The organism is Neobacillus niacini, from assembly GCF_048572935.1.
GTDB classification, from domain to species: Bacteria; Bacillota; Bacilli; order Bacillales; family Cytobacillaceae; genus Neobacillus; species Neobacillus niacini.
Window position 1 is genome coordinate 4,985,805 of sequence record NZ_CP183883.1, and the last position, 14,249, is coordinate 5,000,053.

Sequence of the window (14,249 nt, forward strand, 5' to 3'; positions counted from 1 at the left end):
TTTGTCACTTCCTTGCCATTAGGTGAATGTCAAAGTTCCCATACTGATTCTGAAAGACGTTGTAATAGTATCCTCTTTTCAAAAGTAACTCTTCATGGGTGCCTCTCTCGATGATTCTTCCATCATCCATGACGAGAATTACATCTGCGTCTTTCACTGAGGAAATTCGATGCGCAATAATAAAACAGGTTTTATTTTCCTGAATGGAATGTAACGTATGTTGAATTCGTTCTTCTGTCTCCATATCCACGCTTGAAGTGGTATCATCCAATATAAGGATGTTTGGATCTTTAAGAAGCGCTCTTGCAAGAGCAATTCGCTGTTTCTGACCGCCTGATAGACCTACACCCCTCTCACCAACAATCGTGTCATACCCCTCTGGCATCGAAGTAATAAAATCATGAGCCTCTGCTTTTCTGGCCGCTTCATAAACCTCTTCCAAAGTTGCAGTTGGATTTCCATATGCGATGTTCCCTTCAATCGTATCGGAAAAAAGAAAAATATCCTGCATGACCATTCCCATTGATGATCTTAATTTATGAGTATCCCATTCCTTCACATTGATTCCACCTACTTTTATATCACCACAGGTACAGTCATAAAATCGGCTCAATAGATTCACTAATGTAGACTTTCCCGAACCTGTTGGTCCAATGATCCCTACTGTCTGCCCTGGTTGAGCAACAAAGCTAAGGTCTTCTAACACCATGCCATCACCATAACTAAAATAAACGTTGTTAAACTCCACTGTTCCAACAGTTGCTTGAATATTTTGTTCATCTCCATTAGTGATTTGTGATTTGGTTTCAAGGAGATCCTCCACTTTTTCAGCAGACGCAATAAATCTTTGAACATCATTAATCAGCCAGCCCGCCATTCGCATTGGATTATTCAGCGCCCAAATCAAGGAATTAAAAACGACGAGTTCTCCAATGGTAAGTGACCTGGAAATAACCATCGTACCTCCGACTAAGATCATCACAACCGTTAAGACACCTGCAAGTGAATCCAAAACAGGTAAATTTTTCTCCCACACTTTTGCCGATTGAAGATTTCGATCCTTAAAGGCTTCGTTCTCGATTGAAAATTTTTCAATTTCATAGCTTTCTTTTGCAAAAGCTTTTACTACCCGATTTCCACTGATATTTTCTTGTACCACTGAATTTAGCCTGGCAAACTGATTTCTGATTTCTGTGAATGTTGGCTTCACGTCACGGGATAATCGGTAGGCAAAAAATCCGATAATCGGTGCGATGGTTAGAATGGCTACCGTTAATGGCGGATGAATCGTAAACATAAAGATAATAGCGAAAATTAAAATCGTTGCATTTTCAAAAATCATATAAATGGTCCATGCTGTAAAATGCCGAATCGCTTCCATGTCACCTGTCATTCGGGCCATGATATCTCCCGTTTTGGTACGATTATAAAAAGAAAAATCCAACTGAAGAAGACGATTATAGAGGTTTTCTCTCATGGTAAAAATAACGCTTTGGGACATTTTTTCAAACATGATCTGATATCCGTAGCGAACGCAGGTCCTGACAACGGTTATACCAATCATGGTTGCTAACAATGGCCATAATAAACCTATATTTCCGCCGAACATAACATCATCGACGATTTTTCCTGCCAGATAAGGATTTACCATATTAAGAGCGGAAACCGCTAGCGCCAACAACAAACCACTATATAGCCTGAATTTATGGTTCCGAATATAACTCCATGCCCAACGCAAACTCTGCATACAACCTCGCCTCCTTTGAAACATAAATCAATCTTATTTAATAATTCTGCTAGTTATGCAAGAAAGACAAGTACTTTTCTTAAAAAAACCACCAAAATTTGGTGGTTTTTTATCCGTCCCGAATTCAACTATTAATTTAAATAAAATACTTGCTTTAGTTCGGTGGAAACAGGGCTGTTATCAGGATTTGTTTCCATAATATCCTTCATATACGCCCACCACTTTTGACAAATCTCCGTTTCGGCCATTTTACTCCACTTTTCTTCGCTCTCAATTTCAACATACGCGAAAAGGGTATTGGTCTTTTCGTCTAGGAAAATTGAATAATGATGGGCGCCGTGTTTCCTTAGTTCTGTTGCCATTTCGGGCCATAACTCGTCATGGCGTTTTTTATATTCCTCTTGATAGCCGGGAAACAATTTCATAATTGTTGCTTTACGGATCATTTTTAATTCCTCCTTATTTATTTGGAAGAACCCCCCATTGAGGTCCATTCTTCCTTTCTTTCACTTAGTTTGGGCTCCATGAACACTTCATGAGGACCATTTTTACTTTCTCTTGCCTCATCTCGGACTCATGAACGCTTTATGAGGTCCTTTATTGCTCTTTCTTACCTCGTTTAGGCTTCTTAAATTCTGATTTATGACTAGCCTAGTTGTTAAATCTAATCATTTTATACTCAAATCTGCCCAGTTCTAGCTTACCTGGTTCTACTACTCTATTTGTCTTTAAGTCTAAACCTGTTTGTGGGATAATTACTGTTCCTCCATTCCCGTCCATGTTGATGATAAACCAGACTGTGTAACCGTCACCATGTCTTGGAGCGACGATCGTACCTTTAGATACATCGGTCCTCATTGTAAGATTTGCTTCTAGTGCATAGTGGTCGACTAATTTTTGCAGCAATAAGTCACCCGAGTCCCCTATAGGCAATGACCCCAGCATGACTATTTTACCTGCCCCAAGCTTATGCTCAGTGATAAAGGACTTTCCTTTCGAAAGACCCTCTTCTATGATTCCAACTGCACTACTGGAATCCATTTCAAAAACGGAGCTCCATAATCCTAATGGCGCAGAAATATCAAACGCACGCCCAATCGTTCCTGTTCCATCCATTGGGTAAGTGTAGAGCACTTCAACACCTGCAATCTGCTCCAGCTCACCTAATGCTCTTTCCGTATGAATCGTATGATTTTCAGTCCTGCCGCCTGTTAATGGTCCGGCAATCCAAATGCCGCCATTTTCCACAAACTGCTTCGCACGCGCGAGATACTCTGAAGATAAATAGTGAATAAACGGTGTGAACAATAGCTTATACCCGTTTAGGCTTGCTCCTTCTGGAATGACATCACGGTGAATCCCCATTGATACGATACGTTTATAAAAATCAGTAATTAATGTTCGATGATTTAAATCACGGTGAGGTTCGGTTTTTAAAAATGCCTTGCTTCGGTCAGAATAGGTAATCGCCAATTCCGCCTGAGATGGTTGAGTCGAAATGATAATCTCTTCTATTTCCTTTCTCATCGCTTCTACTTCTAACACATTCGCATAACCAACTGTAGGTTTTCCCCATGCACTGATAACAGATCCATGTGGCTGTTCACAGCCCGCACGTTGCTGTCTCCATAACCAATAACAAAACGCTTCTGCACCTAATGCGTAGGCGGCCGCCGCTTCTACTTTTAAATATCCATTTGGATGAGGACTTGCATAACTTTCTAATGAAGCTGCATAGGATGGACTCGTCTCCATCACCCAGTAATTTCTGCCTTTTTTGAAGTTTCTCCACAAATCGTTGTTAATTAAATAATTTTCGACGGAATCAATGGTGGCATAGGTATCAAACGAAGCAAAGTCCAAGTTTTTGAAGAGTCTCTCATTATCTACACTAAAAAAAACAGAACTATTATGTGTAATTGGCGCAGCAGTATATTTTCTAATAATTTCTGCTTGATCATCGGAAAACTCAGCTATTTTTTCCATTGAAAAGATTTGGTACATCGTACTTAGTGATGAGTTGTGTAAAAACGGTGCAGGTCCAGGCTGCGGCACCTGTTCAAAGCGATGATAATATTCACTCCAAATTTTTGTACCCCAAGCGTCATTTAAATTTTCTAACGTTTCATAACGATTCTTTAACCACTTATGCCATTGTTTTTTGCAGGTATTACACATACATTCGCTGACATGACATTTGAACTCATTATCAATCTGCCAGCCTATCACTCCAGGCAAGCTGCCAACTGCTTTGGCTAGATTTTCAGTAATTAGTGCGGCTCTTTCTCTATAATAAGGATTGTTGGTACAAGCATGCTGTCTGGAACCATGTCCCATTACTTTTCCATCCCGATCAACATACATTCTCTCGGGATGTCCATCACTGAACCAGATTGGAGGGGTGGGCGTCGGAGTACACATGACCGTTTCAATGCCATTTTCATAGAGCTTTTCTATAGTGGTAACAAAAAAGCTAAAATCAAACTTATCCTCTTCCGGCTCCATTGTGTGCCATGCAAATTCACCGATTCTGACCACATTTATTCCGGTTTCCTTCATTAATTTAATATCTTCTTCGATCACCTTTTCGTCCCATAGCTCCGGATAATAGGCAGCTCCATGATATAACTTTTTACCCATATTTATCACCTCGTCAGACTATCAATCTATCATTTTATATAAGACACTAATGGCAGCTGGAGTTCCTTAATTCCCTCAATTACTAGCTTTCCAACTTCCCGTGCACCATGTTCGCAAAAGTGTGTATTATCCTCGATACCATTCGGGTAGTTTGGATGTTCATTGGCGGCGAATTGCGTAAACAATTTCCTTGACCCTTCAACACCTAACGTTTCATAAATCCTTTCTGTTTTTTCCAAAAGATTGATCAGCTGGACATCTAATTTCTGAGCCAGCTGTATCATCGACGTAGGATAGTCCCCTAGCGTATTGACTATTTTCCCCTGTTCATCAAAATTTCTTCGATGTACAGAAGTAACTAAGATCGGGAAAGCCCCTTTCTCTCTGGCCCCATTAACATATTCCGTCAGATACGACTGGTAGGTTGTAAATGGTTCCGTACCGAATGATTTTTGGTCATTATGACCAAATTGAATAAACAGGAAATCCTTGGGACCGATGAACTCAAGAATGATATCTAAATACCCTATTTCAATAAAGGTATTGGTACTTGCTCCACCCTTGGCAAAATTAAGAACTTTTACTTCCTCTGAAAAAAAGGATTGGAACAATTGTCCCCAGCCCGCCATCGGTGCCTCATTACGTGGACAGCTCGCCACGGTTGAATCTCCTGCTAAGAAAATATGGATGGGTTTACTTTCATTATTTTTCACCTTTTTTCCTCCTTTTTGAAGAACTTTTGTGCCAGCCTCTGAAGCATTCAAAATAAACCTGTGGATGTTTGCCACATTCCACAGGTTATTTATTTACAGATTCTTATTTTCTCTTTTTAATAGTAGTGATAAAAAGGCTAAGACAAGCCCTTGTCCCCATCCTTGTACTCGTTTATAAGGAACTTCTCTATAACCATCCGCGTCAAACATGACAGCCGTTCCTGCAGATACTCCCATAACCGAACCGTCTTCTCTTATTTGAGCAAGGATTCCTTCGACTGATCTTTGTATAAATTTGTTATATAATTTGCCGCTTGTTAACAGTGCTGCTGCAATTCCAGCTGAACCTGAGGTTTCAAGATAAGAGTCGGGGTCGTCTAAGATTGTATGCCATAGCCCTGCCTCCGACTGTAAGCGAACCAAAGCACTTAATTGATCACGTAAGGATCCTTGAATAATCATAAACGAAGGGTGCTGAACCTCAATTAGTTCAAGTGCCCGTGCCATGGTGTACGCCGCCCAGCTGTTTCCTCGTGCCCAAAAAATTCCTGACATATGATTTTGCGCAAGGTTATCCCACCCATGGTAATAGAGGTTTGTTCTATCATCCTGGAGAAACTCTTCATGTCCATGATATTGCTTTAATCCAAAGTTGAAGTAATCTTCCCGGTCTAACAGGTTCCCGATTCTCAGTAAGAAATACCCTGCCATAAACATGGTATCGACCCATGCCTGCTCAGGGAATTGATATTTATCGCCGTTGACGGTATGCTGCAGAACACCATCGGCAAATCGCTCGGCGTCATGAAGCAGATAATCTGCCATTTTAACGGCGGTCTCTATATATTTTTCTTCATTTGTCGCTTTGTATAGTGTTAATAGTACGTGACCGATGGAAGATGCATTTACCGTTAACCGAGGTAGCCCATCTTCTAATTCTGAATCAATCCAAGCCTTTATCGCTTGTAGATATTTCTCTTCACCGGTTGCTTCAAAAGCTTCAGCTACACCAAAAAAGGCAACTCCACCTGGCCAATCCCATCCGAAATCCATGTTAAAAGTTCGCTCAACAACCCGATCAATTGCTTGTGAAATCTTGGTTTCCTCAAGTACTAATTGTGGCATGTTTATCCTCCTTTATCTGGCCTATGATTCCCGTTATCTTGATTTTTTTGCTTGAACGGTGATCAAAACGCCTCTTTGATTCCCGTTTTTTGATTTTCCTGCTCCAACGGTAACCAATACGCCTCTTTGGTTCCCGCTATCTTGATTTTCCTGCTTCAACGGTAACCAATACGCCTCTTTGATTCCCGCTTTCTTGATTTTCCTGCTCCAACGGTAACCAATACGCCTCTTTGGTTCCCGCTATCTTGATTTTCCTGCTTCAACGGTAACCAATACGCCTCTTTGGTTCCCGTTATCTGGATTTTCCTGCTTCAACGGTAACCAATACGCCTCTTTGGTTCCCGCTATCTTGATTTTCCTGCTTCAACGGTAACCAATACGCCTCTTTGGTTCCCGCTACCATTATTTCTCTGCATCAACGGTAACCAAAACTCAAAAAATAGCCTTTGGCATAGAAAAATCCACGTTACTTTTTAATAATTCCTTGATCTTCATTGGCTTATTTTCTTTAACGGAACGCCAGACACCCTCACCTACTGCAATGGAGTATGCTCCTGCCTCTGCACCCGCTAAAATGGAGTAAGAGCGTGTCTGATCGACTCCCATGAAGAGGTCTTCTAACAACACAGGATCTCCGCCTCCGTGTCCCCCTCCAGTTTGAAGAACTTGAATGGTCTCTTTTGCCCCGTCAAACAACGGAAAGAATTCAATGGTTTGTTCCGGAACAGAAAATGGAATTCGGCTTGGTTCGTGAAATTCAGTGGTTTCAATTCTTCCTTTCGTTCCGTTGATGGCTAAACGATAGCCTTCATATGGAAGTGAAAAATTTACGGAATAGCTTAAGAATGCACCTTTATCATATTTAACAGTCGCTACATACGTATCTTCGATTTCAATTTCGTGGTCAAAGATACAAGAATCAGGACGATAATGAGTATAATTTTGAGCTGACTTTTCAATGCTGTCAGCTGTAATATGGTCATCTTTAACGGCTAAATTATTTCTGCGGTTCGACCAGCGCATATAGTATGCACATGATAGCTTCTCATCGCAAGTACTACAATAACGATTGTCATTTGGGCTTGGATTAAATTCCCCGTCTTTACCGAAGTAATTTAAGGCTCCATAGGCAAACACTTCTTCAGGATTCTGATCGATCCACCAATTGACTAGGTCAAAATGGTGTGTCGACTTGTGAATTGATAATCCACCTGAAAAATTCCGGTTGCGATTCCACCGTTTGAAATAGCTGGCACCATGATAGGTATCAATATACCAATTCAAATCAACTGAAGTGACTCTGCCGATTTTCCCTTCTAGTATCAGTTCTTTTATTTTTCGGTGAAACGGATTATAACGATAGTTAAAGGCGACAATTACTTTTCCCTTACTATTCTTTTCTGTTTCTACTACTCTTCTAGCATCATCTGCTTTTGTCACCATTGGTTTTTCTGTTATTACAGTTAAGTCATTCTCTAATCCTAGTAAAATATAATCGACATGCGTATCGTCTCGGCTTGTCACCATCACGGTATCAGGATTTGTCTCATCAATCATTTGCTGAAACTGGTCTGGATGATATGCGGGAACAGACTTTAATTCTTCGAAACTATCCTTGCAAATTTCAATTCTCCTTGGATCGCTGTCTAGGATACCTACAATTTGGTTTTGGGAACCAAACTGATTCACAATAGAATGAATAAACATTCCTAATGCTCGATTACTTAAACCACAAACAACTATTTTATTCATTCTCTTCCCCCCATTCTGCTTTCTTTTTCATAAGATATTCTTATATTCTGTGATATAGGTACTCGACTAATGAGAGTATCGCCATTGATTGTCCATACGGCATAGCTGTAACAGGAATTTGTTTGTAAAATTCTTGTGTTTCCCCCATCGCTGTTCCAGCAGAAACATGCTGTAGTTCACCAGTTTCATTAATATTTTCAATCACCGCCTGTATCGCCTTTAAGCCCATATCACTGTATTTCTTTTCCACATAGCGTTTACGAACTGCTCTTAATGTTCCAAAAGCAAAACCCGCTGTACAGGATGCCTCCACATAGGAGGTTGGATCGAGCAGCAGGGTATGCCATAAACCGTTTTCATTTTGGCATGAGACCAATGCTTCTAATTGTCTTTCGAGAGTATCGATCAACACTTGTCGCACCGGGTCATTCTCCGGAAGTTCTACTAAATCTAAAAATTCAGGGATGGCAATCGTAACCCATGAGTTCCCGCGTCCCCACAATGCTTCCGCAAAGTTATGATTTCCTTCAAACGTCCACCCATGGAACCACAATCCAGTTTTCTTATCAAATAAATATTTAATATGTATTAAAAATTGCTTCTTTGCCTCTTCCACATATTCCGGCTTATTAAGTAATAAACCAATTTTCGTTAAAGGCAGAACACTCATCATTAAGGTGTCATCCCATAATTGCTGGTAATTTTCATTGCCAAAAACAACATGCTGGATGCCGCCATCCTTGGTTCTTGGCATATCGTGATACAGCCAGTCTCCCCAGGTTTCTAAGTATGGAAGGTAGGTGGGATTCCCTGTTTCTTCATACAAATATGCAAGCGTTAACATTTGTACCATCGTGTTAACATTTTTTTCGACAGGGTGTTCTTTAAATTGATCATCAAACCATTTGACAATAATCTTTAATACTTCTTCCTTTTTGGTTAATTTATAATATTTCATCATTCCATAAAGGCCGACACCCGCTGTCCATTCCCAATAGTTAAAACTCTTATTATCAATTTTCCTTCCATCTGCAAGGGGGATCGCATATTTCCCATCTGGATCATTTAGGTTTATTAAGTTATCAATTAGGAGCTCAATTTTCTGTTCGATTTCTTGTCTATGCATCTATGATTTCCTCCTCGCGGCTAACACATTTTAAAAGATTCCTAGTATATACTGTTTCATTATATTTCAACTATTTTTCGTATTTAATTTAAAATTCAGTTTTTATTTATTAAAAAACAGTGATTTCGTTATTTTTGAGCTGATTCTCATCGTAATAGCAGAGTAATAGGTCTTTTGGTCTGTGTTAATAGACTTAAACAGCAATTTTTGTTACTAGATAGCACTGTTTTTTTATTAAAAAGAACTGATTATTAAATTTATTGTTCAGAATATTTAAAATACAATTTTATTGTAAGCGTGTTCATAACCAAACAAAAATAAGGAGGAAACCACATTTGAAGAAAAAATTTACGAAAAAAGTCCTTTCTACCGCACTCGCTTTACCCCTGCTCTTAACAGGTGTATCGGGTGTATCTGCTGGCGAAACTCAGAAAATCAAAGTTACTAGTAATCTTCTAGGCATTCAATTAGAGTACCTTGACAGAGGCTTAGTTGCGGCACCAACATCACAAGGTGTATTCCTAAGCTGGAGATTATTAGCAAATGAAGTGACAGGTTACTCTGAAACTGGATTAACTGGCGTAAACTTCAATGTCTACCGAGATGGTAAATTGATTAGCACGGTAGAAGACAGCACTAACTTTGTTGATCCCGATGGTAAAACCGATTCACGCTATTATGTTCGCTCTGTCTTAAACGGAAAGGAGCTTGATCAAAGTGCTTCCATATCACCTTGGAAACAAGGCTATGTTGATTTACAGCTGCAAAAGCCTGCAGATGGAGTAACTCCTGCGGGTGAAAGCTATACCTATTCAGCCAATGATATGAGTGTTGGAGATGTTGATGGAGACGGGCAATATGAGTATTTTGTTAAGTGGGATCCTTCCAATTCCAAGGACGTTTCCCAAGTAGGATACACTGGCAACACATATATTGATTGTTATAAGTCTGATGGAACTCTATTATATCGGATTGACCTAGGTGTGAATATCCGCTCTGGCGCACACTATACACAGTTCTTAGTTTATGATTTTGATGGTGACGGTAAATCCGAAATTATGTTCAAAACGGCTCCTGGGACTAAGCTTATGAAGTTTGATAAGAATGGAAATGTTGTATCGGAAGAGTTTATTACCCTTCCGCAAAAGGACATCGATGCTGGATATAGTAATGAAGATGACTACCGGATGAGCAGCGAAGATTATTATAATCATGTCGTTAACATGTTTATGGGCTGGCACCAGCATGAAGAAGTGGTAAATGGAAATTGGCCAAGCACTCTTGAAGAAGCATTTGGAATTGAAAAACAATATAGCTATCCATTATCAAAAGAAAATGCTGAGAAACTAACAGACTATTTCATGGATGTCTATGCACCTTCTCGAAGTGCCCGAAATAATTTACGCGCTTTCGAAGGATTTATTTTAGAAGGCCCAGAGTATTTAACGGTATTTAATGGAGCAACAGGCGAAGAAATGGATACGATTGATTATAAACCGGCTCGACATGATGATGGTCTCATGTGGGGTGACTATGCGATGGCTAGAATTGAACCAGGCAACCGTGTCGACCGTTTCCTAGCAAATGTCGCTTACCTTGACGGCGATAAACCATATGCGGTATTTGCACGTGGATATTATACAAGATCCAATCTCGTTACATATAGCTGGGATGGGGAAAACCTTAAGGAAAACTGGGCAATTGACAGCGGTTGGACACCCATGACCAATCCATTTAATGATGGCCCGCATGGCAGAGACGGAACTGATCCGGAATATGGCACTCTTACCACACAAGGTGCACACTCCCTGAGTGCTGCAGATGTGGATGGCGACGGCAAACAAGAAATTGTTTACGGCAGTGCCACCATTGATGATGATGGCTCCTTGTTATACAGTTCAATGGATACCATGCCTGCAGAAAGTGCAGCACCTGGTACCACAGCAAGACTTGGTCATGGTGACGCCATGCATGTAACGGATATTGATCCGAACAGACCGGGACTGGAAATCTTTATGGTTCACGAAGGCGGAGCATGGGCTCCATATGGTTATTCATTACGGGATGCAAAAACCGGAGAAATCATTTATGGGGGCTATACCGGCAAGGATACTGGCCGCGGAATGGTTGGTGACGTGGATCCCACGAAACCTGGTTTAGAAACTTGGGCAGTTGGATTATGGACTGCAGATGGAAAACGGATTTCTGCGAATGCTCCAGGGACGAATATGAATATTAAATGGGCTGCCAATATGACCACTCAAATTGTGAATGGATCGGGCAATAATACCCCTACAATTGACGATTGGCAAAAAGGCAGAGTCCTAACTGCTACGGATACTAGAACGAATAACGGAACAAAGGGTAACCCAAGTTTAGTGGCAGATATTTTCGGAGACTGGAGAGAAGAACTGTTAGTAAGAACTGCGGATAGTTCAGCCATTCGTATTTATACGAGTACTGAGGTGACAAACCATAAATTGTATACGCTTATGCATGATGTTCAATATCGTGCGGAAGTAGCAAGACAAAGTACCACTTATAATCAGCCATCGTATACAAGCTTCTACTTTGGCTCGGATACAAATTGGGCAAATGTCCCCGTTCCAAACTTTTCAACACCTGGTGTGTTGTCAGTATTAGCGGGAGCGATGTCTGAATATCAAGCCAACGGAGAATTGACTGGACCGCTAGTTGCCAAACTAGAAAATTCACTTAGACAAGCAGAACACCACTTGGAAAAAGGTTCTGTAGTTCAGGCATTGAAATTTATTGAGCAATACCAATCTGAACTTAATCATAGCCGAAACACAGCTAACATTTCTGATCATGCTAGACTAAACTTATCACATAAAGCTGAATTATTAATGGGTATGTGGGAAAGAATAGATAATTAATTACAAAAATAGGCATTTTACTATTGACCGCTTGAAAAAATTATATTAAAATTTCATCAACATTCATTTACAAATTCAGGCAATGATAAGGACATGAATCATTCGTAAACTTTCTTTTCCAGAGAACAGGGTCACCGGCTGAAAGCCCTTAAGAAAAACGAATTGATTTACCACCTTAGAGCTATTATGGGGAATTACAGTATCTATAATCGGTAAATCCGTTATCTTTTTGAGAGTAAGTTTACTTACGGAATTAGGGTGGCACCACGACCACACTCGTCCCTATTATTGGGATGAGTGTGGTCTTTTTTATTTAAAATTAAATAGTCCTGCGATGAAGAGGACATGAATCATTCGTACATTTTCTTTACCAGAGAACAGGGTCACCGGCTGAAAGCCCTGTAGAAAAACGAATCGATTTACCACCTTTGAGCTATTATAGGGAATTACAGTATCTATAATCGGGTAATCCGTTATCTTTTTGAGCGTAAGGTAGTCGCTACTTTACGGAATTAGGGTGGCACCACGACCACACTCGTCCCTATTATTGGGATGAGTGTGGTCTTTTTTATTTAAAATTAAATAGTCCTGCGATGAAGAGGACATGAATCATTCTTACATTTTCTTTACCAGAGAACAGGGTCACCGGCTGAAAGCCCTGAAGAAAAGTGAATGATTTACCACCTTGGAGCTATTATAGGGAAATAAAAGTATCTATAATCGGGTAATCCGTTATCTTTTTGAGCGTAAGGTAGTCTATACTTTACGGAATTAGGGTGGTACCACGACCACACTCGTCCCTATTGCTAGGAAGAGTGTGGTCTTTTTTTTATATAACTTAAACTATAGGAGGAATTCGCATGTCTATTCAATCAGAAGCAGAGCTAAGAAACCATAGGAAGTTAGGTCAGGAGTTAGAATTATTCACTTCCATGGAAGAGGCGCCAGGGATGCCATTTTTCTTACCAAACGGAATGGTAGTCCGGAATGAACTTGAAAATCTATGGAGGAAAAAACACAAAAAGGCTGGTTATCAGGAAATTAAAACACCTATTATGATGAAACAGGAACTTTGGGAACAATCGGGCCACTGGGATCATTACCACGAAAATATGTACTTCAGTAATGTCGATAACCAAAATTATGCGATTAAGCCCATGAGTTGTCCTGGAGCAATCTTAATTTTCAACAGCAAACGGCGAAGCTATCGAGAATTGCCGATTCGTTTTGCTGAGCTAGGATTAGTGCACAGGCATGAACTATCAGGTTCTTTAAATGGACTTTTACGGGTTCGTTCCTTTACTCAAGATGACGCGCATTTATTTGTCACAGTTGACCAGATTGAGTCTGAAATTGATAAAGTCCTTGATTTAGTGGATGAGTTTTACTCCCATTTTGGTTTTGACTATAAGGTAGAACTTTCTACTCGTCCAGATGAATACATGGGATCCGAAGTAATTTGGGATCAAGCAGAAGCAGCGTTGGAATCAGTTTTAAAAAAGAAAGGTATTAACTACCAGTTAAATCCTGGTGATGGCGCATTTTATGGTCCAAAAATTGATTTTCACATTCTCGATTCACTCGGGAGAAGCTGGCAATGCGGCACGGTTCAATTGGATTTTTTAATGCCGGAAAAGTTTAATTGTTCATATGTAGGTGAAGATAATTACCTTCATCAACCGGTTATGATTCATCGAGCCATATATGGTTCAGTTGAGCGTTTTATGGCCATCTTGATTGAACATTATGGCGGCGACTTTCCACTTTGGCTGTCTCCGGTTCAGGCAAAAGTAATCCCTATTGCTGATTCACATTCTGTTTTTGCAGAACAAGTGAAATCCCAACTGGAATCAGCAGGCATCCGAGTGGAAGTCGATTACAGAAATGAGAAGATGGGATTGAAAATTAGAGAGGCTGAAAAACAAAAGATTCCGTATATGTTTGTAATTGGCGATAAAGAGGTCGAGAACCATTGCTTAGCGGTAAGAAAGAAAAAAGCAGGAAACGTTGGCGTGATGAGCGTTGAAGCAATTATTGAACTGTTCATGGAAGAAATGAACCTAATTAGGTAAAATATCCTTAAGCCCAAAAGGATTCTAATTCTTTTGGGCCTTTTTCATTACCTTTTTCCCTTAAATCTTCACTGTCCTGGCATGATACTCCCAGTATCGTTACCCTATTCTCCTAAAACTCTCCCACATGGGCATGATACTCCGAGTATAGTTACTCTTTTTACTTGAAATTTCATC

9 protein-coding genes and 1 other annotated feature are annotated in these 14,249 nt (G+C 40.1%); of the genes, 2 read left to right on the forward strand and 7 right to left on the reverse strand.

Annotation, left to right across the window (positions count from 1 at the left end; all coding sequences use genetic code 11):
• Window positions 1-4: 4 nt before the first annotated feature.
• From ACN6MT_RS24415 to ACN6MT_RS24445, 7 genes are all read right to left on the reverse strand, one after another.
• A complete protein-coding gene (locus tag ACN6MT_RS24415; RefSeq protein ID WP_419888451.1) occupies window positions 5-1,747 on the reverse strand; it encodes an ABC transporter ATP-binding protein in 1,743 nt (580 codons plus the stop codon).
• A gap of 131 nt (window positions 1,748-1,878) precedes the next feature.
• Entirely contained in the window at window positions 1,879-2,193 is a 315-nt protein-coding gene (gene rhaM, locus ACN6MT_RS24420; RefSeq protein ID WP_419888452.1) for an L-rhamnose mutarotase, read from the reverse strand.
• A gap of 205 nt (window positions 2,194-2,398) precedes the next feature.
• Complete coding sequence (locus ACN6MT_RS24425; protein ID WP_419888453.1) at window positions 2,399-4,387, reverse strand: beta-galactosidase; 1,989 nt, start codon at window positions 4,385-4,387, stop codon at window positions 2,399-2,401.
• 29 nt (window positions 4,388-4,416) lie between these two features.
• Complete coding sequence (locus tag ACN6MT_RS24430; protein WP_419888454.1) at window positions 4,417-5,100, reverse strand: rhamnogalacturonan acetylesterase; 684 nt, start codon at window positions 5,098-5,100, stop codon at window positions 4,417-4,419.
• 93 nt (window positions 5,101-5,193) lie between these two features.
• Window positions 5,194-6,225 (reverse strand): glycoside hydrolase family 88 protein, encoded by a 1,032-nt coding sequence (locus tag ACN6MT_RS24435; protein WP_419888455.1) that lies wholly within the window; start codon window positions 6,223-6,225, stop codon window positions 5,194-5,196.
• 432 nt (window positions 6,226-6,657) lie between these two features.
• Complete coding sequence (locus ACN6MT_RS24440; RefSeq protein ID WP_419888456.1) at window positions 6,658-7,977, reverse strand: Gfo/Idh/MocA family protein; 1,320 nt, start codon at window positions 7,975-7,977, stop codon at window positions 6,658-6,660.
• A 40-nt stretch (window positions 7,978-8,017) separates the two neighbouring features.
• Window positions 8,018-9,103 carry a glycoside hydrolase family 88/105 protein gene (locus ACN6MT_RS24445; RefSeq protein WP_419888457.1) on the reverse strand — a complete coding sequence of 362 codons (1,086 nt, stop codon included), beginning with the start codon at window positions 9,101-9,103 and terminating at the stop codon, window positions 8,018-8,020.
• 335 nt (window positions 9,104-9,438) lie between these two features.
• Between ACN6MT_RS24445 and ACN6MT_RS24450 the strand changes: the two genes are divergently transcribed.
• Window positions 9,439-12,000, forward strand: coding sequence for a rhamnogalacturonan lyase (locus ACN6MT_RS24450; protein ID WP_419888458.1), 2,562 nt, complete (start codon window positions 9,439-9,441; stop codon window positions 11,998-12,000).
• Between the two features lie 584 nt (window positions 12,001-12,584).
• Window positions 12,585-12,805: a binding site (T-box leader), on the forward strand.
• Between the two features lie 55 nt (window positions 12,806-12,860).
• Window positions 12,861-14,072: a threonine--tRNA ligase gene (gene thrS, locus ACN6MT_RS24455; RefSeq protein ID WP_419888459.1), complete on the forward strand. Its 1,212-nt coding sequence runs from the start codon at window positions 12,861-12,863 to the stop codon at window positions 14,070-14,072.
• The last annotated feature ends 177 nt before the right edge of the window (window positions 14,073-14,249 follow it).